The organism is Paenibacillus monticola (genome assembly GCF_009664975.1).
GTDB lineage: Bacteria > Bacillota > Bacilli > Paenibacillales > Paenibacillaceae > Paenibacillus_AQ > Paenibacillus_AQ monticola.
Genome location: NZ_WJXB01000001.1, coordinates 658,557 through 681,161 on the forward strand (window position 1 = coordinate 658,557; position 22,605 = coordinate 681,161).

General features: G+C 46.2%; 25 protein-coding genes. 15 read left to right on the plus strand and 10 right to left on the minus strand.

All coding sequences use genetic code 11. The features are described from left to right. The first annotated feature begins 3 nt into the window (after positions 1-3). Together GJB61_RS02700 and GJB61_RS02705 are read left to right on the plus strand one after the other, a co-directional pair. On the plus strand, positions 4-1,917 hold the full coding sequence (locus GJB61_RS02700) for a B12-binding domain-containing radical SAM protein (protein WP_154116850.1): 1,914 nt from the start codon (positions 4-6) through the stop codon (positions 1,915-1,917). Positions 1,918-1,934: 17 nt separating this feature from the next. Then, complete coding sequence (locus GJB61_RS02705) at positions 1,935-2,543, plus strand: nucleotidyltransferase family protein (protein WP_338115645.1); 609 nt, start codon at positions 1,935-1,937, stop codon at positions 2,541-2,543. A gap of 27 nt (positions 2,544-2,570) precedes the next feature. Here GJB61_RS02705 and GJB61_RS31040 read toward each other — a convergent pair whose 3' ends face one another. From GJB61_RS31040 to mnmL, 6 genes are all read right to left on the minus strand, one after another. After that, a complete protein-coding gene (locus tag GJB61_RS31040; protein WP_195724207.1) occupies positions 2,571-2,759 on the minus strand; it encodes a hypothetical protein in 189 nt (62 codons plus the stop codon). Positions 2,760-2,964: 205 nt separating this feature from the next. Further along, positions 2,965-3,048 (minus strand): putative holin-like toxin, encoded by an 84-nt coding sequence (locus GJB61_RS31485; RefSeq protein ID WP_154117290.1) that lies wholly within the window; start codon positions 3,046-3,048, stop codon positions 2,965-2,967. 170 nt (positions 3,049-3,218) lie between these two features. After that, complete coding sequence (locus GJB61_RS02715; protein ID WP_154116852.1) at positions 3,219-4,187, minus strand: alpha/beta fold hydrolase; 969 nt, start codon at positions 4,185-4,187, stop codon at positions 3,219-3,221. A 25-nt stretch (positions 4,188-4,212) separates the two neighbouring features. Beyond that, positions 4,213-5,181 carry a type I phosphomannose isomerase catalytic subunit gene (locus GJB61_RS02720; protein WP_154116854.1) on the minus strand — a complete coding sequence of 323 codons (969 nt, stop codon included), beginning with the start codon at positions 5,179-5,181 and terminating at the stop codon, positions 4,213-4,215. A gap of 34 nt (positions 5,182-5,215) precedes the next feature. Further along, positions 5,216-5,821 (minus strand): tRNA 5-(aminomethyl)-2-thiouridylate-methyltransferase MnmM, encoded by a 606-nt coding sequence (mnmM, locus tag GJB61_RS02725; protein WP_154116856.1) that lies wholly within the window; start codon positions 5,819-5,821, stop codon positions 5,216-5,218. Beyond that, positions 5,821-6,777, minus strand: a complete 957-nt coding sequence (gene mnmL, locus GJB61_RS02730; RefSeq protein WP_154116858.1) for a tRNA modification radical SAM protein MnmL/YtqA — start codon at positions 6,775-6,777, stop codon at positions 5,821-5,823. Before mnmL ends, mnmM begins: the two co-directional genes overlap by 1 nt. Before the next feature lie 234 nt (positions 6,778-7,011). Here mnmL and GJB61_RS02735 point away from each other — a divergent pair, with 234 nt between their 5' ends. After that, positions 7,012-7,194 (plus strand): hypothetical protein, encoded by a 183-nt coding sequence (locus tag GJB61_RS02735; protein ID WP_154116860.1) that lies wholly within the window; start codon positions 7,012-7,014, stop codon positions 7,192-7,194. Between the two features lie 194 nt (positions 7,195-7,388). Beyond that, entirely contained in the window at positions 7,389-8,105 is a 717-nt protein-coding gene (gene trmB, locus GJB61_RS02740; protein WP_154116862.1) for a tRNA (guanosine(46)-N7)-methyltransferase TrmB, read from the plus strand. 27 nt (positions 8,106-8,132) lie between these two features. Here the strand turns inward: trmB and GJB61_RS02745 are convergent, their stop codons facing one another. Together GJB61_RS02745 and GJB61_RS02750 are read right to left on the minus strand one after the other, a co-directional pair. Beyond that, complete coding sequence (locus GJB61_RS02745; RefSeq protein ID WP_154116864.1) at positions 8,133-9,269, minus strand: MGDG synthase family glycosyltransferase; 1,137 nt, start codon at positions 9,267-9,269, stop codon at positions 8,133-8,135. Between the two features lie 50 nt (positions 9,270-9,319). Then, complete coding sequence (locus GJB61_RS02750) at positions 9,320-9,847, minus strand: phosphatase PAP2 family protein (protein ID WP_154116866.1); 528 nt, start codon at positions 9,845-9,847, stop codon at positions 9,320-9,322. Between the two features lie 402 nt (positions 9,848-10,249). Here GJB61_RS02750 and GJB61_RS02755 point away from each other — a divergent pair, with 402 nt between their 5' ends. From GJB61_RS02755 to rplT, 4 genes are all read left to right on the plus strand, one after another. Next, positions 10,250-11,488, plus strand: coding sequence for a glycosyltransferase family 2 protein (locus GJB61_RS02755; RefSeq protein WP_154116868.1), 1,239 nt, complete (start codon positions 10,250-10,252; stop codon positions 11,486-11,488). Positions 11,489-11,742: 254 nt separating this feature from the next. After that, the gene (gene infC / locus GJB61_RS02760; protein WP_154117291.1) at positions 11,743-12,240 is read left to right on the plus strand and encodes a translation initiation factor IF-3; all 498 of its coding nucleotides are present in this window, start codon (positions 11,743-11,745) and stop codon (positions 12,238-12,240) included. A gap of 57 nt (positions 12,241-12,297) precedes the next feature. Beyond that, the gene (gene rpmI, locus GJB61_RS02765; protein WP_154116870.1) at positions 12,298-12,501 is read left to right on the plus strand and encodes a 50S ribosomal protein L35; all 204 of its coding nucleotides are present in this window, start codon (positions 12,298-12,300) and stop codon (positions 12,499-12,501) included. A 30-nt stretch (positions 12,502-12,531) separates the two neighbouring features. After that, positions 12,532-12,891: a 50S ribosomal protein L20 gene (gene rplT / locus GJB61_RS02770; RefSeq protein ID WP_036649386.1), complete on the plus strand. Its 360-nt coding sequence runs from the start codon at positions 12,532-12,534 to the stop codon at positions 12,889-12,891. Positions 12,892-13,027: 136 nt separating this feature from the next. On the opposite strand, the gene GJB61_RS02775 is transcribed toward rplT, so the two are convergent. Further along, entirely contained in the window at positions 13,028-13,573 is a 546-nt protein-coding gene (locus GJB61_RS02775; protein ID WP_154116872.1) for an acyl-CoA thioesterase, read from the minus strand. A 304-nt stretch (positions 13,574-13,877) separates the two neighbouring features. On the opposite strand from GJB61_RS02775, the gene GJB61_RS02780 reads away from it, so the two are divergent. The 5 genes from GJB61_RS02780 (at position 13,878) to GJB61_RS02800 (ending at position 19,213) form a co-directional block, all read left to right on the plus strand. Next, a complete protein-coding gene (locus tag GJB61_RS02780; protein WP_154116874.1) occupies positions 13,878-14,951 on the plus strand; it encodes a BMP family lipoprotein in 1,074 nt (357 codons plus the stop codon). 179 nt (positions 14,952-15,130) lie between these two features. Next, on the plus strand, positions 15,131-16,669 hold the full coding sequence (locus tag GJB61_RS02785) for an ABC transporter ATP-binding protein (RefSeq protein ID WP_154116876.1): 1,539 nt from the start codon (positions 15,131-15,133) through the stop codon (positions 16,667-16,669). Further along, positions 16,662-17,735, plus strand: coding sequence for an ABC transporter permease (locus tag GJB61_RS02790; RefSeq protein WP_239712664.1), 1,074 nt, complete (start codon positions 16,662-16,664; stop codon positions 17,733-17,735). The genes GJB61_RS02785 and GJB61_RS02790 overlap by 8 nt, the downstream gene beginning before the upstream one ends. Next, positions 17,736-18,686: an ABC transporter permease gene (locus tag GJB61_RS02795; protein WP_154116880.1), complete on the plus strand. Its 951-nt coding sequence runs from the start codon at positions 17,736-17,738 to the stop codon at positions 18,684-18,686. 185 nt (positions 18,687-18,871) lie between these two features. Continuing rightward, a complete protein-coding gene (locus GJB61_RS02800) occupies positions 18,872-19,213 on the plus strand; it encodes a hypothetical protein (RefSeq protein WP_154116882.1) in 342 nt (113 codons plus the stop codon). 21 nt (positions 19,214-19,234) lie between these two features. Here the strand turns inward: GJB61_RS02800 and GJB61_RS02805 are convergent, their stop codons facing one another. After that, positions 19,235-19,681 carry a GNAT family N-acetyltransferase gene (locus GJB61_RS02805; RefSeq protein WP_154116884.1) on the minus strand — a complete coding sequence of 149 codons (447 nt, stop codon included), beginning with the start codon at positions 19,679-19,681 and terminating at the stop codon, positions 19,235-19,237. Between the two features lie 596 nt (positions 19,682-20,277). Here GJB61_RS02805 and ilvB point away from each other — a divergent pair. Then, the gene (gene ilvB / locus GJB61_RS02810; RefSeq protein ID WP_154116886.1) at positions 20,278-22,020 is read left to right on the plus strand and encodes a biosynthetic-type acetolactate synthase large subunit; all 1,743 of its coding nucleotides are present in this window, start codon (positions 20,278-20,280) and stop codon (positions 22,018-22,020) included. 5 nt (positions 22,021-22,025) lie between these two features. Continuing rightward, complete coding sequence (ilvN, locus tag GJB61_RS02815; RefSeq protein WP_154117292.1) at positions 22,026-22,505, plus strand: acetolactate synthase small subunit; 480 nt, start codon at positions 22,026-22,028, stop codon at positions 22,503-22,505. Positions 22,506-22,605: the final 100 nt, after the last annotated feature.

The following is a 22,605-nucleotide window of genomic DNA, read 5'->3' on the forward strand; positions in this document are numbered from 1 at the left end:
AGCATGAGAATCATCCTGGCCACATTAAATGCTAAATATATCCATACCTCACTGGCGATCCGTCTGCTTAAGGCTTACAGTGAACATGAATTTAAGGATATTCTTTTGGCAGAGTACACCATCAAAGATCCCTTGATGAATATCGTGTCGGATTTGTTTCAGAAACGGCCGGATGTGATCGGTTTTTCCTGTTATATATGGAATATCGAGGAGACGGTCAAGCTGATCGGTATTCTTAAACAGGTGATGCCTGAAGTGAAGATTATTTTGGGTGGGCCTGAGGTATCGTATGAGCCGCTGTATTGGATGAAACGGGAAGCTGGCATTGATTTTGTTGTTAACGGCGACGGCGAAGAAACCTTTCACCACCTGCTGCAGGAGCTGCGCGATGACCACAAATTCCACTTTGTATTTGGAGCTGCCTACCGTCAGGGGGAGGAGCTGATTGTCAATCCGCCGCGTCCCAAAAGTGATCTCAACACCCTGCCCACACCGCATCGTTTTGCCGATGATTTGCCGGATCTGGGCAAACGGATTGTATATTTTGAGACCAGTCGAGGTTGTCCCTTCAGTTGCTCCTTCTGTCTGTCGAGTATAGAGGTAGGCGTACGCTACTATGATATTGAACGAGTAAAGTCGGATCTGCTCTATTTAATTGGAAATGGTGCTAAGGTCATCAAGTTTCTGGACCGTACATTCAATATCAACCGCAGCTACGCGATGGAAATGTTCCAATTTCTGATCGATAACCACCAAGGCTGTGTGTTCCAGTTCGAAATAACAGCCGATATTATGCGGCCTGAGGTCTTGGATTTCTTGTCCAATAATGCCCCACCAGGAGTGTTTAGATTTGAGATTGGCGTGCAGTCTACCAATGACGAGACGAATGAACTGGTCAAACGCCGCCAGAACTTTACGAAGTTGTCCCGTACGGTGATGAAGATTAAGGAGAGCGGCAATATTGACCAGCATCTGGATTTGATTGCCGGACTACCGATGGAGGATTATTCCACCTTCCGCAAAACCTTCAATGATGTCTTCGCCATGGAACCGGAAGAGCTGCAATTGGGCTTTCTCAAGATGCTTCGTGGTACTGGGTTGCGTGCTCAGGCAGCCAAATATGACTATACCTACATGGAGCATGCGCCTTATGAGATTCTGAGCAGTCATATGATGCCCTTTTCCGATATCATCCGCTTAAAGCGGCTGGAGGATGTGCTGGAGAAATACTGGAACAGCCATAGACTCGACCATACGGCCAAATATTTGATCCGCCATGTGTTCGAATCGCCCTTCGATTTCTTTCAGAAATTCGGTGATTATTGGGAAGAGCGGGGCTGGCAGAAGATCGGCCATCAGTTGGAGGATCTGTTCACCCGCCTGCAGTCATTCCTCAACGACCGGGGAACACCATCCATGGAGGTTATAACAGGACTGATGAAGCTCGATTACTTCCTTGGACATAAATATAAGCCGCGTAAAATCTGGTGGGATTACACACTCGAGAAAGCGGATTGGTCGCATCATTTGAAGAGAATTGTCAGCCATCCTGAAAAAATCTCAGCGAAGCTGGCGGAGGCCAAACTCAGTGAACGGGAGCTGCAAAAGTTTATTATGCTCGAGGTGCTGCCCTTTTCGCTGGAAGCGGTGCTGGAATCCATCAGCGGCATGCGGGCCGGAGCAGAGGCCCCAGCTTTCGTGGATACCCTTTCCAGCGGTGAGTCGGGTAGCGATATCGTCTCAGCGTTAGCAGCCAGTGATGCAAATATCACGTTTGCGGCTGCGATGGCGGATGTTGCCTCTACAGCTGTGGCTGATGTACCCTCCAGCATAGTTGGAACCGGGAACACTTTGCTCATTGTGCTGTACCAGCAGGATGAAAGCCAGCGGGCGCAATATTACACGCTGCCGCTATAACACAGGGGGGCTTGGACGTGAAGGAACCAATTTCCTTATCTTTGCATGAAGAACAATATAAGGATAGGCTAATTAATATTTTTACTGAGAACGAAACGCTAATGTCTTTATTTCAAGCAGCGAGGTCATTAGGCCCACATCCCTATTTCATTGGGGCAGGCTGTCTTGTGCAGACTGTGTGGAATAAGTTAACGGAACGCCCACCGGAATATGGCATTGGTGATGTAGACATCATCTATTATGATGAGGCTGATCTCAGCTACGCTGCAGAAGATGCAATGATCACGAAAGGAAAGGAGTTTTTTGTCGGAACTCCCTTTCCGGTGGACATTAAGAATCAAGCTCGTGTGCATCTTTGGTATCGAGATAAATTCGGGATTGATCTTCAGCCTTATCACTCTTTGGAGGCCGCAATTGACACGTGGCCGACTACAGCCACGTGTCTTGGAGCGAGGTTGAAAGAGGATGACAGCTGGCACATATACGCGCCATTTGGCTTGGGAGATTTATTCAGCCTGATTGTCAGACCGAATAAAGTGCTCATAAACGAAAGCATATATTGCAGCAAAGCGCAGAAATGGAAGAAGTTATGGCCAGAGTTGCAGATTATTCCTTGGGAGGATTGACTGGGAGTGTAAGGCAGAACAGTGATCCTACAAGGAGGATATTCCCCTAGCGTTTGGTGAGCTTTTCAAATTACAGGGACGAACCCAGATCGGCGGTCGCATCAGCTTCAGGCGCAAGCTCAAACATATGGACCTCATGGCCCATTGCCGCCAGCCATCTGGAGTAAGCACCTGTTCCACCGCCGATATCGTAGATAACCTGTTTACTGGCTCCAAGATATCTGCTGATGATTTCCTTGCTCCGCTCCCATTCTCCCTTATTAATTGCAGGTGTAGTATTTCTGTAATAAAATGGGTTATGTTATAATAAGTATAAAAAAGGAGCCCTGCGTGAGCATGGCCCCACGTACAACCACTGCTGAATGAGCAGCCGGTCGTTAGTTTTTGCGTATGAGATAGACCGAAACCTTGCCGGGGCGGTCTATTTCTTTTTGATATAGGCTAGAAGCGCTAATATAAACATCCCGAATGCGAACATTAAAGCAATTGCATCGCGTACCTCCATTTCTATCACCTCCCAATAAAGGGGATGACCGGGTACTCAAACATGCAGTGTTGTACAGTTAAATTATATCATACTAGCATTGTTAAAAAATGGATCATTAGTAGATTTGTAGCGGATAAAAGAAAAGACAGGCATTCCGGAAAAGCTGGAATGCCTGTCTTTTAGCGTACCTAGGAGATTAAAGTAGCAGTCGTTTGCTGCTTCGTCTCTGCAGGCAAATGGCGGGCGAGCCAATCAAGCACATCGCTTGTAACTTGTTCCCGATTCACCTCATTCAGCATTTCGTGTCTGCCTTCTGGATATAGCTTATGTTCCACATCCGAGATCCCATGCTCCTTATATATCTTTACAAGACGCAGGACCCCCTGGCCGTTCATGCTGACGGGGTCTTTTGCTCCGGAAAAAAGATATACAGGCTTGTCTTTACATAGGGTGCGCAGAGATTTTCGCGAGTGTATGTCACGCAGCAACCGGAAGAAGTCACGGAAAAAGCGGGTAGTGCAGATCGCACCGCAAAAGGGATCAGCAATGTATTTATCTACTTCAGATGTATCACTGCTTAGCCAGTCAAACGGTGTTCTTACCGGGAGGAAGGTCCGGTTGTAACCACCGAATACGATGCCGTTCAGCAAAACGCTGCGATGACGGTCACCCTGGAGCCTGAACTGTATGCCAGCTAGTGACTCGCCGAGTCGCAGCATGCTGCGTGGGCCGTTGGTGCCACTGAGAATATAACCCGCATAGACCTCATTACCTTCTTCACACATCATCTTCTGGGCCAGAAAGGAACCCATACTGTGTGCAAAGAGGAATATGGGCTGTCCAACGTGTCTGGAAAGGGCTATGGCGCAGAGCTGGAGCACATTGCGCCGCATCCAGTAAAAGCCATTCTCTCCAGTATCGCCTAGTAGATCGACCTCACCCGCAGTTTGGCCATGGCCTCGGTGGTCATGGGCATATACCGCATAACCATGTCCAGTTAAGGCGACCGCAAGGCGAGCGTAACGGGCAGCCGTTTCGCACATCCCATGAGATATTTGTACAATTCCTCTGATGGGCATCTCTGGCTCCGGCAGCCACTCATAGACATGAAGATTTACTCCTACGGGATCAGTCATAGTAAAACTATTTTCCCTCATAGCCTTTCCTCCTGAAAGTTATGGCTTATGGCAAGTAAGAACGAAGCACGGTGGACTGACCTTCGATCGAGTAGGAGCCAAGACTTGATGGCAATAAATAACACTCACCTGCAGCATAGGGCTGGGAACCGCTGTTCCATTTCAGATGTCCGCTGCCTTCACAGATTACTAGAATAGTGAAGCTGTCTGATGTTGTAGAGAGATTCCATTCTCCAAGCACAAGTCCTTTTTCCACAATAAAATAAGGGGAAGCTGCGAGCTGCAGCCATTCACCAGGCACAGCATTGTCGGTCTTCATCGAAGTAGCTCCTGCACCTTCGTAAGCCGTAACATTGAGGGAATCCTCGATATGAAGCTCACGCGGCTTGCCATCAAGGCCAGGGCGGTCATAATCATAAATCCGATATGTAGTATCTGAGTTTTGTTGAATCTCTGCAACGACAACACCAGCACACAAGGCGTGAACGGTTCCAGCTGGAATGTAGAACGAGTCGCCGGCGGAGACGGATACCTCCTGAAGGCTGTCCATAACAGTACCTTTCTCAAGGGCTTCCCGCAGTGTCTCACGGGTTACGCCTTCTTTGAGGCCGTAAATGATTTTGGCATCTGGTTTGGCATCCAGCACATACCACATTTCTGTTTTGCCCAGTTCTCCCTGTGGCAATCCCTTATAGTCATCCGTAGGATGCACCTGGATGGACAGATTGTCATTGCAGTCCAACAGTTTGATCAGCAGCGGGAATCTTCCACCTGCTTCCGAAATCCCTTTGCTGCCGAACCATTCGTGGCCAAATTGCTCGCGGATTTGATCCAGGCCTTGTCCAGCCAATTCTCCGTTAACTACGGAAGAGGTTCCGTTCGGATGATCAGCGATCATCCAGCCTTCACCGATATGTCCTTCTGGCAAGTCCAAACCGAATTTCTCCAGTGCTCGGCCTCCCCAGACACGTTCTTTAAATTCAGGTTGAAATTTCAAAGGATAAGGTAACGTCATTTTTACAACTTCCTTCCTGTTTACCAAATTTAATTTAATGGTCCTTGCTTTTTTTCTTCTCGAGTGCCAAGCAATAAGGTGCATCGGCACGCTGGAGCTGACGATAAATAATGCTCTGTGCTACATGCATAGGAACGGCTGCCGCCCATGACTCTACGGCAGCGGCTTCCAGATCTCCTCCTGCATGGCCGGGATAAAGAACAGCTGTCATAATCCCTCCCGGGCGCAGCAGCCTTAATGCGGCTTCCAGCGCTTCAAGGGAGCTGTCCGGCTGAGTGATAATGCTCCTATCGGCATCGCCTGCAGGCAAATAGCCAAGGTTGAACATCACAGCCCCAACTGTTTCCGCCCAGTCAGCCGGAACGGCTTGCGCCATAGCGGCATGACTGCGCAGCAGCAAGGTCACTGGAGAGATTGCCAGCGGGGATTCCTCTCTGGCTAACCGAAGGCGTTCACTGGCCAGCTCAAGGGCGGCAGCCTGGATGTCGAAGCCGTACACAGCCCCGCGCTTTCCGACTGTTTTTGCCAAAAAAAGCGTATCTGCACCAGTGCCAACAGTCGCATCAATCGCGCGGTCACCAAGCGCTAGCCGCTCGGTGGTTAGTTTATGAGCAAAGCTAAGAACGGACAAGAAGCCCATTAGCCTTTCCTCCAATACTTACCTTGCCAAGTATCACGGGCAATCAGCTCATCGTCAATGGCATTGAGCACTTCCCATTTCTTGAGGCTCCACATGGGTCCAATCAGCATCTCCCGCGGGGCATCCCCAGTCAGGCGGTGTACGATCATCTCCGGCGGCAGGATTTCCAGCGAATCAGCAATTAGCTTTACATATTCATCCCGTTCCATGAAACGCAGTAGTCCAGCTTCGTATTGCTTGACCATCGGGGTCTTGCTCATGAGATGCAGCAGATGGATCTTGATGCCTTGCACACCCATATTGGCTACGGCGGAGACCGTCTCCAGCATCATCTCATGTGTTTCCTGTGGAAGCCCATGAATGATATGTGTGCAGACCCGGATACCATGCCGCCGCAATTTCGCTACAGCCTCTATATAGCATTGGGTATCATGGGCACGATTGATCAACTCCGAGGTGGAATTGTGGATTGTCTGTAAGCCCATTTCCACCCAGAGATACGTGCGCTGATTCAGTTCTGCCAGATATTCCACAACATCATCCGGCAGACAGTCCGGACGTGTAGCGATAGCTAGTCCAACAACTCCTGGCTGCTGCAAAATGATTTCGTAATATTCTCTAAGCTCCTCTACAGGAGCGTACGTGTTGGTGTAGGCTTGAAAGTAGCCAATATACTTAGCGTTTGGCCATTTCAGATGCTGTCTGTCGCGTATTTTATTAAATTGCGTAACGAGGTCATCGCGACGACTGCCAGCGAAATCACCAGAGCCTCTGGCACTGCAAAACGTGCAGCCTCCTTTAGCTATAGAACCGTCACGATTCGGACAAGTAAATCCTGCATCAAGCGATACTTTGAACACCTTTGTGTCCATTTCTTCGCGCATTTCGTAATTCCAGGTATGGAAACGTTTATCCCCCCATAACAGTGCGGAGGAGGTCTGTAAAAGGTTAGACATGAGTAGCTCCTTTCTGAATCCCATCTATTGTATCAAAAATCAGCGCATAACGTAACATTTACTCCCCGAACCCCTGCTGAAAATAGGGCTTGAGAAGGGTGTATTTATCTTGTAAATGCTTACACATTATGTTATATTCAAAGTATCAAAAGCCACTGCAGCCACAGGAAATTCATTCTTGAATTCATATTTTCGTGTCGTCCGGTCCATAATAATAACCGTGAGGTGATAACGATGAATTCTCAAACAGTAGTAGCCGAAGGAAAAGGTTCAATAGAGGTGCAGTTAACTCCCGATGAAGCTCTTTCATTGACAGGTGTGGAATTTAACGGCAACCCTAAGATTAAGATAGAAGCACAACGCAAGATACGCAGCGCATTCGAGAAGAAATTTGATTTTAATTCTCCAGCAAGGTAGACTATGGACTGTTGAAATAATGGACCCCAATTCCAAAATACAACAAGAAAGGAACTCTTCTGCCCGCCGTTTTGCGGTGTTGGCGGGAGAGTTTCTTTCTCTTTTTTGCTTTTATCCCTTTACTTTTGGGAACAAGTTCGGCACAATATTGCAAGTGATAGTTATAGCATTAGAGATAAGCGGAGGAATACCATATGCGTTTACGCGGAAGAAAAGGAATACGTGAAAGTCTGGAAGGACAGACTGATTTGGTCATTCTTGACCCTCGCAGTCTTATGGGACGATGGTCTGAATTGTTTGGCAATGACCATCCGATCCATGTGGAGTTCGGAATGGGTAAGGGACAATTTATTAGCCAGATGAGCTTTAAATATCCTGATATTAACTTTATCGGAGTGGATATGTATGATGAGCTGGTTCGCCGGGCAGGTGAGAAGGCTAGAGCAGTATGGGAGCCGGCAGGGCAAGAGACACCGCCGAACCTGAAGCTGGCCCTCGCCAATATTAATTATTCGGAAGAAGTATTTGCTCCTGGAGAGCTTGAACGCATTTATCTTAATTTTAGCGATCCCTGGCCTAAGGGGAAGCATGCACGCCGCCGTCTGACCCATCCGCGCTTTCTCGACAAATATCGCGGTCTGCTCAGTCCGCTTGGTGAAATTCATCTCAAGACCGATTCAAGAAGTCTTTTCGAGTTCTCCTTGAATGCCTTTGCCGATTATGGGCTGCAGATGAAGAACATTTCGTTGGATCTTCACGCGGATGGCGTTATTAACGAGGAACATGTAATGACCGAATACGAGACGAAATTTACGGGTCGTGGCGTCAATATTCACCGCTGTGAGGCGATCGTGGGAGCAGAGGCTCTCGAACTCTATCAAGCCAATAGACTGGAGAAATACAGACTATAGTTCGTAAAAAATGGCAGTCCAAGGGGTTTACCCTTGACTGCCATTCGTATTTCCAAGCATATCGATGATACTTTGCGCGCTTTGCAATGGATGATAGCGGTCGATTACCTTAAGATTGCTGTTACGTGTGTTCTGCACATCTTCATAGCTGTTTAATAGCCGCTCCATCCATTTGACGACAACATCCAGAGAGTCGATCGGCTCTCCGAATCCCGCGGCAGTGAAGTAGCGGCAGTTCTCTTCTTCCTGACCGGGCAGCGGATGATGGAATAACATTGGGATGCCTTTGGCTAGTCCTTCACTGCAAGTCATACCGCCGGGCTTCGTGACCAATAGATCGGATACTTCCATGAGTTTATCGATCTCGCGAGTGAAGCCGAGCAGAGAGATATGAGGATGATTATATTGCGGGTCCTCTTTCATTTTGAGCAGGAGCTTGTCATTGTTGCCAAGACAAAATACAATTTGAATCTGTTCTTTCCAGCCGGCCAGTGAAGAATTAATGACTTCATCGTTCATCATTCCCCAGCCACCGCCCATTACAAGGACAGTCGGCATATCCTGCAGCTTGAATTTCTCCAGAATTTCCTTTCTTCCGGGATGTTCCCAGAAATTCGGATGTACAGGAATTCCGGTCACTTGGATGGCTGCGGCAGAGACACCGCGCAGGCGTAGCTTGGATTTCACCTCGGGAGTGGATACCAGATACCGATCAACCTCTCTACTGATCCAGCTGGCATGCGCGTCATAATCGGTAATTACCGTCACGAGCGGAACTTTAAAGGCAGGGTCCAGCCGCTTCAGACGAGAAACCACTGCGCTAGGAATAAAATGTGTGCAGATAATAAGATCCGGCTTCAGTTGCTTCACAATATTTTTGGTCTGCGTATAAAAGATGCGATGCAAGGCAAGCGTTGTAAGACGATTGAATGATTTCTGGTGACGGTATACGTAGCCCATCAGTCGGGGCTGAGTGGTAATTGTTTTGCGGTACGCTGATACAATAAGCGGAGCCATCTTGGGATTTAGAAAATTCCCCAACTCCAGCACCTTGGTTTGTACATTAGGCGACAATTTGCGCAGGCTGCTGGATAGCGCATATGCTGCCTGGGTATGACCTGCGCCAAAGCCTTCTGATAGTAATAACACTCTTTTTTTGCGCAAAGTTTAATTCACCTGTTCTCAAAGGTTTTCACGGTTCAAATCAATAGGATTCAGATCCATAATGCTAGTGTGCCTGCTGCCACACTGGTCCCGATAGCCGCGCCCGCAATAACATCGGAAGGATAATGTAATCCGAGATAAATTCGGGAGAAGCCAACAGTGCAGGCCAGTGGCAACAAAATAACGGTCAGGGCTGGATATGTAGCCATATAAGGTACCGTAGCGGCAAATATAGCAGTAGTATGGCCTGAAGGAAAAGAATGATCCTTCAGCGGATTGTGGAACGTATGGGTACCCGGAAGCGCCAGATAGGGGCGCATGCGTGGATACAGCTTCTTGGCGACCGCAACAGGCAGATGGCTGATCGCTAGAGCTGCCAGCGCCTGCAGCGCAGTATTGCTCAAAGGCTGGGGCGCAAATGCCCATATGATAATATTGATGCCAACTGCGCCTGTAGCTCCTCCCAGATGGGTAAGATAAAACAACCAGAAATTCAAAAAGCGATTGTGCATTCGTCCGTTAATCCATTGAAAAAGGTGCCGCTCCCAGAGATGCAACTTCATGAATAAATGTCTCATATCTTGTCCCTCCGATAGTTCGGCTACAGATATTAGGCGCTCTTGCGACAATCCGTTTTTAGCATCCAACTGTCTTCATCATACTTTTTTAGGGTGGTCCATTTCAAGGAAAAGCTCGACTTTACTCGAAAATTGCTAGTTTTGACTTCCGGCACCCTTACGCCTTACAATGATTCAAGCAGGCCAAACAGGTTTAAAAGGATACAGAGAAATAAGGATTTCCGAAAGATGTGGAATCCGTCCAGTTCTTTTAAACATTATATAAATTTAGAAGCCTGCCAATAATATGGGGATGTACTCGGTCTATTGTAGGGGATGCAACAAAAGGGTCAGTAAAAACGTATAACGGTTCAGAGAGAGAAAAAAAGAACACAAAGATTGAAAAGGGGGCATCAAAAGATCATGACAGACGCACTGTTTGTTACGCTCCAAGTGATCTTGGCGGCAATTGCAGTTTATCAGTTTTCATTTTCGTTATTCGGACTGCACAAGAAGAAGAAAAAGGCTCATTTTAAGCCAGAGAAATCTTTTGCTGTGTTGGTTGCGGCACATAACGAGGAACAAGTTGTTGGCGCGTTAATGGAGAATCTTAAGCAGCTTAATTATCCGGCTGACTTGTACGATGTATTTGTTATTTGCGACAATTGTACAGACGGTACGGCCCGAATTGTACGGGAACATGGCATGAATGCTTGTGTTCGTACCAATTCAAATCTGCGAGGCAAAGGATATGCTATCGAGTGGATGCTCAAAGAACTATGGGGCATGCCGCGCCAGTATGATGGTGTCGTGATGTTTGATGCCGACAATTTGGCGCATACTGAATTTCTGATGGAGATGAATAATGATCTCTGTTCAGGCGCACGAGTCATCCAAGGATATATCGATACGAAGAATCCAGAAGATTCATGGATTACTGCCGCTTATGGCGTTTCGTATTGGTACATCAACCGTTTATGGCAGCTGTCACGTCATAATCTGCAGATGGCCAACTTTCTTGGTGGAACCGGCATGTGCTTTGAAACCCTTCTTTTGAAGGAGATCGGCTGGGGAGCAACAAGCCTGGTTGAAGATCTGGAGTTCACGATGCGCAGTGCTTCCAAGGGTATCTACCCACGCTTTAATTATGATGCCAAGGTATTTGATGAGAAGCCATTGACGTTCAAGGCTTCGTCAGTACAGCGCCTCCGCTGGATGCAAGGTCACTTTACAGTGGCTCGCCGCTACTTTTTTCCTTTGCTGTGGCAGAGTATTAAAGAGCGCAGCTTGACGAAGTTTGACCTCGCTCTGTATGGAGCAAATGTATATATTGTACTATTGACCTTTCTAATGCCAGCGGTAATGTTCGTTGATATCACAATGTTTAACGGACCTAACATCGCTAATATTTATGGACATCTACCTATATGGCTTAGCTATATAGCTGTTGGTGCCAATATCTTTACCTTCATTCTTGCAATGGCTCTAGAGAAGGTGAAGTACAAGAAAGTATATTTCTATCTGCTGCTCTTCCCTATTTACCTGATCTCTTGGTATCCAATCACGTTCTATGCGTTCTTTACGCAGAACAATAAGCAATGGAGCCATACCAAGCATACGCGTGTCGTAAGACTTGAAGAAGTTCAGAGTAAACAAGTATAATAAGTGTTGACACTATGTGCTCAGAGGTGTATAGTAATCAAGTGTGAAAAGCATAGAGATTGTAAGAAGAAGCACCGGCTTCTCACCTGTCTGGTCATTTGCCAGCTGGTTTGATCTCAATGATTTATGAATGTTAGAATTCATGAACGTTGATCAAACGGGGTGTCGGGAGTTACCGGCACCCCGTTTTTATGGAGAATTACAGTAAAGCGTTTAAGAAGATCCGGAGGTGGAGAGTTATCAGTAAGGAACATATGCTCAATGATGAAATTCGGGCCAAAGAGGTTCGGTTGGTTGGTGCGGAAGGTGAACAAATCGGAATTAAACCGATACGCGAAGCGTTGCAAATGGCGATTGATCTTAATCTGGATTTAGTCAACGTTGCGCCACAGGCAAAACCGCCGGTATGCCGCATCATGGATTACGGCAAGTTCCGTTATGAAACACAGAAGAAAGAGAAGGAAGCACGCAAAAACCAGAAGATCGTTGACATTAAGGAAGTCTGGTTCCGTGCTAACATTGAGGAACATGATTATCAAACTAAATTCCGCAATGTTCTCAAGTTTCTGGGTGAAGGCGATAAAGTGAAGTGCTCCGTACGTTTCCGCGGACGTGAGATTACACATGCAAGTATCGGCCAGAAAATCTTGGAGCGTGTTAAGAACGAAGTGGCCGATATAACTGTTGTTGAGCGCCAGCCTAAGCTAGAAGGCCGCAGCATGATTATGATTTTGGCTCCTAAAGCCCAATAAATATGGAGTCACTTGCTCAGCAATTTGACGCCGCATAATATTCAAGGAGGAAACACCATGCCTAAAATGAAAACACATAGCAGCCTGAAAGGCCGCTTCAAGATTACCGGAACAGGTAAAGTACTACGTTACAAAGCTCACAAGAATCACTTGCTGTCCCACAAATCGAAACGCGCTAAGCGTGTTCTGAATGGTAATCCAGTAATGGCCCCTGGGGATGTAAGACGTTTGAGACAAGGTTTGGCTAACTTAAAGAGATAATTATCACACATTTTTGGGAGGTTTATTAATATGGCAAGAGTTAAAGGCGGATTTGTAGTTCGTCGTAGACATAAAAAAGTATTGAAGCTGGCAAAGGGTTATTTCGGTTCCAAGCATCGCATTTTTAAAACAGCGAAAGAACAAGTAATGAAATCGATGGTTTATGCATACCGTGACCGTCGTCAGACTAAACGTAACTTCCGCAGACTGTGGATCGTACGTATTAACGCAGCAGCACGTTTGAACGGCTTGTCTTATAGCAAACTTGTATACGGCCTGAAATTGGCTGGTGTAGAAGTTAACCGTAAGATGCTGGCTGACTTGGCTGTAAATGATCTTAACGCATTCAACTCACTGGCTGTTGTAGCTAAAGAGAAGATTAACGCGTAAGATTCCTATAATATAACCGAAAAGCACCGCCTGCGGATTGCCCGTGCAGCGGTGCTTTTTTTGTGCGATGTGAGGTCAATTATGGAGTCACACCATGCAATATAGTTCATGGCTTAATTATGTAATGCTGGCTAGCCTATTCCCAGTACTTGCTGGTATTTAGCTGTGAGGCTAGTTTCTTGCTGCTTGTCCGTCTCACCTTACGCAGCTCAGATCGCTCGTTGGCTGACTCACTGATTAGCTTCTCTTCGTCCGTCTCAGGTACGATGGCTGGGACCGGAGCAGGAGTGCCATCTTCCTCAACGGCAACAAAGGTTATGAATGAGGTTGCAGCGACGGCGCGCTCACCCGTATATAGATTCTCCGAGATAACCTTTACGAATACTTCTATGCTAGTGTGTCCTGTCCAGGAGACGAAGGATTCGAAACAGACGGAATCTGTAGGTCTGATCGGCCGTAAGAAATCAACTGAATCAGAAGAAGCAGTCACAACATTAGTTCGGCAATGCCGCATAGCAGAAATAGAAGCTACTTCATCAATAGTGCTCATAAGTTTACCGCCAAATAAAGTCTTGTGGTTATTTACATCATTTGGGAAGACGCGGCCGGTCTTAAATACGCGTGACTCACGGCAATATTTAAAAGCAGGTGTTTCTTTTAATTTGTTGTCTTCGTTTAACATTCCGATAACTTCCTTTCAGTACAATTACTAAGCACTCATAATAATAGAAAATACTTCAGTGTGCAATAATATTAATGATATATATACGAGAACAGAGGAATTCTGAGGTTTTCTAACACGTTTCCGACATGATAATAACATACAATGTCATGGAAAGCGTTTTCTTGCAGAAAAATGCAAATTATTATTGACCTGAGGTCATTTATAGACTGGATTTTAGGCTTTTTTGCAGTTATAATTTGATCTAATGGAATGTCCAAGCAGAACACAGAAGACATCCAATTCTTAAGGGGGATCACTATCGATGAAAAAGATTTTTAAGCTATCTCTTGTTACGATGCTGGCATTCACAGTTGTTTTAACGGGTTGCGGAAACAACAATGCTAACTCTGGCAATGCCGCAGAAGGAAACACTAATGCAGCAACTAATGCACCAACAGAAGCACCAACGGATGCTCCTAAGACTGATGTTAAAGTCGGCCTGGTTACTGACGTAGGCGGAGTTAACGACAAATCCTTTAACCAATCCGCTTGGGAAGCACTTGAAGCACTCAAAACTGAAGCGGGTGTTGAAATTAAATATCTGCAAAGTAAATCCAATGCTGACTATGAGCCGAACCTTAACCAATTTGTTAAAGACGGCTATAACCTAACTTGGGGTATTGGTTTTGACCTAGGGGATGCAGTTCTTAAAGTAGCTACTGAGAATCCTACTGCTAACTTGGCCATCATCGATAGCGTAGTGGATGCTCCTAACGTTGCATCCGTTACTTTCTCGGAGAATGAAGGTTCTTTCTTGGTTGGTGTTGTTGCCGGTCTGACAACTAAGACTAACAAAGTAGGTTTCATCGGCGGTATGGAAAGCCCAGTTATCAAACGTTTTGAAGTAGGCTTCAAAGCTGGTGTTGCAGCTGTTAACCCATCTGCTGAAGTGAAGATCACTTATGCAGGCGCGTATGACAAGCCAGATACTGGTAAATCTTTGGCTGCTACATTGTATGATGATGGTGCAGATATCATTTTCCCAGCTGCTGGCGCAACAGGAAATGGCGTTTTCAATGAAGCTAAATCCCGTAATAAAGCAGGCGGTGCTAAAGTATGGGTTATCGGCGTTGACAAAGACCAATCCTTGGAATTTGGGGATGACGTTACTTTGACTTCAATGATTAAACGTGTTGACGAAGCGGTTAAGAAAGTTTCCCAAGAAGTTGTCGATGGTACTTTCAAAGGTGGTACTACTACAGTACTGGGCTTGAAGGATAACGGTGTAGGTCTTCCGGAAACATCTAAAGCTAATGTAACTGCTGATATTCTGGCTAAAGTTGAAGAATATAAAGCACAAATCATTGCTGGAACAATCACAGTTCCTTCTGAGTAATATCGCCTTAACTATTTTTTTGCACTACAAATAATAAACTAACAAGGAACAAGGCCGGTTTAGTGCTGGCCTTGTTCCTTGTTAAAGTACTGGCATAAGTATGGCATAGCGCTACCGTCCCGTAAGGGGCGGTACAGCCGTGTCTACATGGTAATATATTCTGTGATGAGGGTGATTCCATGAGTGCTGCGGCTCCTGTCGTAGAGTTGAAGCAAATCACAAAACGCTTTCCCGGTATTGTCGCAAACGACTCCATTAGTTTGACTTTGGAGAAGGGGGAGATACATGCGCTGCTTGGTGAGAACGGAGCAGGCAAATCTACTTTGATGAATATCGTATTCGGACTTTATCAGCCCGATGAAGGCAGCATCGAAATCGATGGGAAACCAGTTATTATTGATAATCCCAATAAAGCAATTGAGCTTGGCATTGGTATGGTTCATCAGCATTTCAAGCTTGTTGATCCTTTTACGGTAACTGAAAATATTGTCCTTGGCATGGAACCCAAGAAAGGTCTTAAAATCGACTATAAATCCGCTGCGGAGCAGGTTCGCAAGCTATCGGAGCAGTACGGCCTCCAAGTCAATCCGAATGCCAAAATCCATGACATTTCGGTGGGCATGCAGCAACGGGTAGAAATTATGAAAACCCTATACCGCGGAGCGGATATACTTATATTCGACGAGCCAACTGCTGTGTTAACGCCGCAGGAAATTATTGAACTGATGGCTATTATGAAGCGGCTCGTTGCAGAGGGCAAATCTATTATTCTAATTACACATAAGCTCAAAGAAATTATGCAGATTTCCGATCGGGTTACCATCATTCGCCGTGGGAAAGTAATAGATACGGTAAAAACTTCAGAAACCAATCCCAATGAGCTGGCTGAGAAAATGGTCGGACGTGACGTTACGTTCAAGGTGGATAAGCAGCCTCCAACTGTTGGACAAGCCGTTCTGAAGCTTATAGATGTCAGCAGTAAGAACAAAGATGGTGTCTCTGTGTTGAATGGATTGAGTTTTGAAGTTAAAGCAGGGGAAATATTAGGCATCGCCGGTGTGGACGGAAACGGACAAAGTGAGCTTATTCAGGCCATTACGGGATTGCGCAAAATAGATTCCGGCTCTATTAATATGTCTGGGAAAGAAATCGCTAATTTATCTCCTCGTAAAATTACGGAGATGAATGTTTCCCATATTCCTGAGGATCGCCATAAGCACGGTCTTGTGCTTGATTTCACTGTGAGTGAGAACATGGTACTGGAAACGTACTATAAAAGTCCGTACAACAAAAATGGTTTTCTTAACAATGAGGTCATCAATCAATATGCAGAGGGACTGGTCAAGAAATTTGACGTTCGTACAGCCTCTATAGAGAACAAAGCACGTTCCTTGTCAGGCGGTAATCAACAGAAAGCGATTATTGCGCGGGAAATAGACAAAAATCCGACATTGCTGATTGCGGCCCAGCCTACACGGGGTCTTGATGTGGGGGCCATTGAATTCGTCCAGAAGCAGTTGATTGAACAACGTGATAAAGGCAAGGCAGTGCTGCTCATTTCATTTGAGCTGGATGAGATTATGAACGTATCCGACAGAATTGTCGTTATTTATGAAGGACAAATTGTTGGTGAAGTATTCCCGCAGGATACGAACGATCAAGAGCTAGGACTCATGATGGCAGGCAGCTTGAAGCGGGGAGGTAATGCGGGTGTATAGACTCAAAAAAATATTTACCACAGATAGTTATATTGTTCCCTTAGTTGCTATTGTGTTGGGTTTCCTCGTGGGGGCTATTGTTATGCTGGTTGGCGGGTATGATCCTATCGCCGCTTATGCTGCCCTATTTAAACGTGTATTTGGTAGTCCATATGACTTCGGGGAAGCTGTTCGTGAGATGACTCCGTTAATGCTAACAGGTCTGGCTGTAGCTTTTGCCTTTCGTTCCGGTATGTTTAATATTGGTGCGGATGGTCAAGTCATGATTGGTATGACAGCAGCAACCGTTGTGGGTATCAAGCTGGCCTTCCTACCTTCCTTCCTCCTGGTTCCACTTGCAGTCATTGCAGCGGGTCTGTGTGGCGGTCTATGGGCTGGATTTGCGGGTTACCTAAAGGCTAAACGCGGGATTAATGAAGTTATCACGACAATTATGATGAATTGGATTGCACTCTTTTTGGCTAATTATATTGTTAGAACGTTTCTACTGCTTCCGGGTCAGAATCGCTCTGAGAATATCCCAGCTTCACTATCAATGACCTTCCTTAACTCAACCTTCGATAACGCCCGTTTACACTGGGGTACATTGATTGCCATTGCTGCAGCTATCTTCTTCTATATCTTCTTATGGAAGACCAAGCAGGGTTACGAAATGCGGGCGGTAGGTTTGAATCCTCATGCTGCCGAGTATGCAGGAATGAATGTTGGCCGTAATATTGTGAAGGCAATGTTCATTAGTGGTGTTTTTGCAGGTCTGGCCGGGGCAGGAGAGGTATTGGGTGTATTCCATTACCAATCTGTTTTTGCAGCATCTCCAGGTTATGGCTTTGATGGTATTGCTGTTGCTCTATTGGGATTAACACATCCACTTGGAGTTATCCTGGCTGCGATTCTCTATGGTACGCTGACTTATGGTTCGGCAGGCATGAGCTTCGGTGCTGATGTACCACCTGAGCTTATCCGCATAGTTATAGGTTCAATCATATTCTTTATCGCAGCACAAGGGATTGTACGCTGGGTGCTCAAACCGTTTTACTTCAAGCGCAAGAAAGAGAAGGTGTTATAAATGGATGTTCTAGGCCAATTGCTGAATACTACGCTTGTATTTTCCACTGCGCTTATTTTTGCCGCACTCGGCGGCATCTTCTCTGAACGCTCCGGTGTAGTAAACATCGGACTTGAAGGCTTGATGATGTTTGGTGCTTTTGCAGCTGCAGTGGGTGGCTATTACGCTCAAGATGCTGGGATGGGGGCTTGGGCTCCTTGGATTGGTGTTCTATGCGCAATGGCTGTAGGAGTTCTCGGCTCATTGATTCACGCCGTTGCGTCCATTACCTTCAAGGCTGATCAGACAATTAGTGGCACGGTAATTAACTTTTTAGCTGCTGGCAGTACACTATATATGGTCAAACTGTTATTTGATGGTGCAGGCGAGACTCCGTTGATCGATGGTTTTAGCAAAATCTCAGTTCCATGGCTCTCTAAAATCCCAATCATCGGCGAAGGGGTTTTTGATTCCTATCCGACAACCTATCTGGCAATAGTGCTAGTTTTAGTTATTTATTTTGTTTTGTTCAAGACACCTTTTGGTCTGCGTTTACGCGCTGTCGGCGAACATCCAAGTGCTGCAGATACGCTGGGTGTTAATGTTAATCGGATGAGATATATTGGCGTAATGCTGAGTGGTATGCTTGCTGGAATGGGTGGAGCTACAATAACTTTAACGACTACAAGCACCTTTGCACACAATACTATTTCAGGTCAGGGTTTTATTGCGATTGCAGCAATGATATTTGGTAAATGGAATCCACTGGGTGCCTTTGCTGCAGCAGTCTTCTTTGGTTTCTCGCAAGCGATCCGTAATTATGTCCAATTGTTTGAATGGTCCCAAAATATACCACAGGAATTTATCTTCATGATTCCTTATGTGTTGACCATTATAGTGCTTGTAAGTGCTGTAGGACGTTCCTCAGCTCCAAGTGCATTGGGTCAGCCTTACGATCCTGGTAAACGCTAATCCAGCTTATATTTTAATGAAATTGCATTTTCTAAAGCTGCCTTTCCGGTCTTTTTCCGGGGATGCGGCTTTTATTTGTGTTATCACAAAAAGTGGGCTGATGAACAGGCGAAAGGCTTTTCCAATGAATAGACTGTTTTGAAGAGAAAGATATGCAGATAAGTAAATCTTATAGGAGGGATATTATGACACAAGCAGTGACGAAGAAACAGGTCATGAAGCTAGTGGGAAAAAATATTGTTGCGGTGAAAAAGGACGGCACGAAGGTAACGGGCAAACTGCTGCGGATTTCTGGGAACCGCCTTATTTTGCAGCGCATAAATGGTAAAAGAGTGCAAACGAAAGCAATCATTCCACTAGTGCTGTTTGATTTGCTGGCTATAGGCACTGCACCGTATGCATATGGTGGCGGCTATGGCGCACCTTATGGTGGCGGTTACGGTTACGGTTATGGTGGTGGTGGTGTACCTTATGGTGGCGGTTATGGCTATGGTGGAGCACCCTACCCTCCATATGGATTCTTTTAAGAAGTAAATAGAGCTTCTGATTCAAGAGAAACGTTTCTCCAGTTCGTAACAAAAGTTTTGTGGTTGATAACGGGCTACGATGTAGCCCAATTTTTGATAAAAGACGAGACCAGCTGTATTGCCAATATCAACAGCTACCTTAGCCCGCTGACATCCGCGTGATAGTGCAAACCGCTCTGCTCGGTTCATCAGCATATTCCCCCATCGCTTGCGCCGGGCTGCAGGTGCTATGGCCAGCATATCGATGTAGAGCAGATCACCATGCAGCATAAAGTGGACGAACCCCAGTGGATCACTCTCATAGTCGGGACAAGCCACCAATGTGACTCCGTGACCCATACGCCGGGGTAAATCCTTTCTGACCTGACTGATTACGGATTGCGGCAGATGAGACAAGGGTACAAGCTGACTTTCGATTAAATCGAGGATAACTACATCGTCCTGTTTGGGTCTACGAAAACGGATCATAAAGCGCCCCCTTTCCACGCATTGTCGTACATCATATGTTAACGAAGAGCTGGGCGTTCCAGACCCCATAGAATAAGTAGTTGTGACGATTTTTAAAATATGGGTATTGACTAACCGTGTGAGGAATCATATAATGTGTCTAAACATTTTATCGATCATACATGTATCAGCTATGAAGAGGACGAAGTTTTAAGGGCTCTTTTGATCAGAGAGTGAGAGGAATTGCTGCAACCTCCACCAAAACCCCTTATATACGAGCTCACCTCGGAGCTGTTTCCCTGAAAGGTCCACTGGCTAGAGTGGTGGAATTATTAGGGGGAATCGTTTAGTCCGCGTTAGGGACTTCAGGTTACAGAGATTTGGGCCCAGCCTACATCGATGGATTTTTGTATACCTGATAAGGCGTTGCATCGTGAGATGTAATGCAAACATGGGTGGTACCACGGAAGATCAACCTTTCGTCCCTCACGCGCTAAGTCTGTGCGTGGGAGGCGAAAGGTTTTTTTGTTGTCATGAAAGTCCATTCATTCACCTGATGTATAAAAGACGGTTCGTCGTTTGCATAATGAATGTTAAATATCAGAGGAGGAATTTGGATGAGCGCGCAGATACCGGAAGTGCGGTCTACAGAGGAATTACGTGAGAAATGGAATAAACCAGAGGTGATTTCTGGGTCGGAGATTCTGCTTCGCAGTCTTGTACTGGAAGGAGTAGATACGGTATTCGGATATCCTGGTGGGGCTGTATTGTATATCTATGATGCTCTGCATGGTTTCACGGATTTCAAACATATTTTGACACGTCACGAGCAGGGTGCAATTCATGCGGCTGATGGTTACGCTAGAGCGAGCGGCAAAGCGGGGGTCTGTATAGCGACCTCGGGACCGGGAGCAACGAATCTGGTTACAGGTATTGCTACGGCTTTTATGGACTCTGTTCCGTTGGTTGTGATTACAGGTAACGTGTTTTCCACTCTGATTGGAACAGACGCTTTTCAGGAAGCGGATATTACGGGTATAACAATGCCGATTACGAAGCATAGCTACTTGGTACGGGATGTAGAGGATCTGCCTCGTGTCATTCACGAAGCTTTCCATATCGCCAATACAGGCCGCAAGGGACCGGTACTTGTTGATATTCCAAAGGATGTATCCGCAGCAAAGACATTATTTACTCCAGTAACAACGGTTAATCTACGGGGTTATAATCCGCGTACCGTTCCAAACAAGCTGCAGCTTGACAAGCTTGTGCGTGCGATCGCTGTTGCCGAACGTCCGATTATCATTGCGGGCGGCGGGGTAATCTACTCCGGAGCGCATGAAGCAATGTTCGAGTTCGTGAAAAAAACAGACATCCCGATTACGACTACTCTGCTTGGTCTTGGGTGTTTCCCCAGTGCTGAGGACTTATGGATGGGTATGCCAGGCATGCATGGTACCTATACCGCCAATAATGCCATTCAGCAGTGTGATTTGCTTATTAATATCGGTGCCCGGTTTGATGACCGTGTTACCGGCAAGCTGGACGGATTTGCACCTAAAGCTAAGATTGTTCATATCGACATTGATCCGGCTGAAATCGGTAAGAACGTATCGCCTGATATTCCGATTGTCGGCGATGTGAAGACTGTACTGGAAATGCTGATTCCTGAGGTTGGCCGCGCAACGAAAGCGGATGCCTGGAGAACGACAATTGCCCAGTGGAAGCAAGATCAACCGCTGCGTTATAAGGATTCAGAGACGGAGCTTAAACCGCAATGGGTTATTGAGATGATTAATGAAACGACTAAAGGGGAAGCAATCGTTACTACAGATGTAGGACAACACCAGATGTGGGCCGCGCAGTATTATAAATTCAACAAACCGCGCTCATGGATTACCTCAGGTGGTTTAGGTACGATGGGCTTCGGATTTCCGTCAGCGATCGGCGCACAGATGGCTTTTCCAGAACGGTTGGTAGTCTCCATTAACGGCGACGGCGGCATGCAGATGTGTTCGCAAGAACTCGCTATTTGTGCTATTAATAACATACCGGTCAAAATTGTGGTTATTAACAATCAGGTGCTTGGCATGGTTCGTCAGTGGCAGAATCTCATTTATGAGAAGCGCTACAGCTATACCGACCTGGGAGGCAGCCCGGATTTCGTGAAACTGGCTGAAGCCTATGGAGTGAAGGGCCTTCGGGCCACGAATAAAGCGGAAGCAAATGCAGCTTGGCAGGAAGCACTGGAAACACCAGGTCCCGTATTGGTGGAGTTCGTTGTTCCTAAAGACGAGAATGTCTACCCGATGGTAACTCAGGGTTCGACCATCGATAATATGCTGATGGGGGATGAATAACAGTGATGAAACATACGATTGCTGTGCTTGTAAATGACCAGCCAGGTGTACTGCAGCGGGTATCGGGCTTGTTTGGACGCCGGGGCTTTAATATTGAGAGCATCACCGTTGGACAATCCGAAGAGGTTGGTTTATCCCGGATGGTTATTGTTACTCTGGGAGACCAAAGCACACTAGAACAAATCGAGAAGCAACTTTATAAATTGATTGATGTTATCAAGGTAGTGGATCTTGGTTCGAGACCCATGGTTGCTCGCGAGCTTGCTCTGATTAAAGTGAAGTCGGAGCCAGCGGAGCGGCCGGAAATTATGGGTGTAATCGAAACCTTCCGCGCTTCGGTTGTTGATATCGGCAGTACAAGCCTGCTGGTGCAGGCCGTAGGAGATACTCAGAAAATAGACGCGATGATTGAACTGCTTAAGCCTTATGGAATTAAGGAGCTGTCGCGTACGGGTGTTACAGCGATGATTCGGGGTAATGGTTAAACGTTTTATTTTACGGCTTTAGCGAATTGCTGCTTTTTGGCATTACATTAGTTAATTGATGAATGGAAATTCCCGCGTAAAGAGCGGGAGCTTGAAGAGC

Bases quoted from the DNA above. Each gene is read 5' to 3' on its own strand.
- GJB61_RS02735 (WP_154116860.1), top strand. From the start codon at position 7,012: ATGAATTCTCAAACAGTAGTAGCCGAAGGAAAAGGTTCAATAGAGGTG.
- trmB (WP_154116862.1), top strand. From the start codon at position 7,389: ATGCGTTTACGCGGAAGAAAAGGAATACGTGAAAGTCTGGAAGGACAG.
- mnmM (WP_154116856.1), bottom strand. From the start codon at position 5,821: ATGGGCTTCTTGTCCGTTCTTAGCTTTGCTCATAAACTAACCACCGAG.
- rplT (WP_036649386.1), top strand. From the start codon at position 12,532: ATGGCAAGAGTTAAAGGCGGATTTGTAGTTCGTCGTAGACATAAAAAA.
- GJB61_RS02795 (WP_154116880.1), top strand. From the start codon at position 17,736: ATGGATGTTCTAGGCCAATTGCTGAATACTACGCTTGTATTTTCCACT.
- GJB61_RS02780 (WP_154116874.1), top strand. From the start codon at position 13,878: ATGAAAAAGATTTTTAAGCTATCTCTTGTTACGATGCTGGCATTCACA.
- GJB61_RS02700 (WP_154116850.1), top strand. From the start codon at position 4: ATGAGAATCATCCTGGCCACATTAAATGCTAAATATATCCATACCTCA.
- ilvB (WP_154116886.1), top strand. From the start codon at position 20,278: ATGAGCGCGCAGATACCGGAAGTGCGGTCTACAGAGGAATTACGTGAG.
- rpmI (WP_154116870.1), top strand. From the start codon at position 12,298: ATGCCTAAAATGAAAACACATAGCAGCCTGAAAGGCCGCTTCAAGATT.
- GJB61_RS02720 (WP_154116854.1), bottom strand. From the start codon at position 5,181: ATGACGTTACCTTATCCTTTGAAATTTCAACCTGAATTTAAAGAACGT.
- GJB61_RS31485 (WP_154117290.1), bottom strand. From the start codon at position 3,048: ATGGAGGTACGCGATGCAATTGCTTTAATGTTCGCATTCGGGATGTTT.
- mnmL (WP_154116858.1), bottom strand. From the start codon at position 6,777: ATGTCTAACCTTTTACAGACCTCCTCCGCACTGTTATGGGGGGATAAA.
- GJB61_RS02805 (WP_154116884.1), bottom strand. From the start codon at position 19,681: ATGATCCGTTTTCGTAGACCCAAACAGGACGATGTAGTTATCCTCGAT.
- GJB61_RS02715 (WP_154116852.1), bottom strand. From the start codon at position 4,187: ATGAGGGAAAATAGTTTTACTATGACTGATCCCGTAGGAGTAAATCTT.
- infC (WP_154117291.1), top strand. From the start codon at position 11,743: ATGCTCAATGATGAAATTCGGGCCAAAGAGGTTCGGTTGGTTGGTGCG.
- GJB61_RS02755 (WP_154116868.1), top strand. From the start codon at position 10,250: ATGACAGACGCACTGTTTGTTACGCTCCAAGTGATCTTGGCGGCAATT.
- GJB61_RS02800 (WP_154116882.1), top strand. From the start codon at position 18,872: ATGACACAAGCAGTGACGAAGAAACAGGTCATGAAGCTAGTGGGAAAA.
- GJB61_RS02785 (WP_154116876.1), top strand. From the start codon at position 15,131: ATGAGTGCTGCGGCTCCTGTCGTAGAGTTGAAGCAAATCACAAAACGC.
- GJB61_RS02750 (WP_154116866.1), bottom strand. From the start codon at position 9,847: ATGAGACATTTATTCATGAAGTTGCATCTCTGGGAGCGGCACCTTTTT.
- GJB61_RS02775 (WP_154116872.1), bottom strand. From the start codon at position 13,573: ATGTTAAACGAAGACAACAAATTAAAAGAAACACCTGCTTTTAAATAT.
- ilvN (WP_154117292.1), top strand. From the start codon at position 22,026: ATGAAACATACGATTGCTGTGCTTGTAAATGACCAGCCAGGTGTACTG.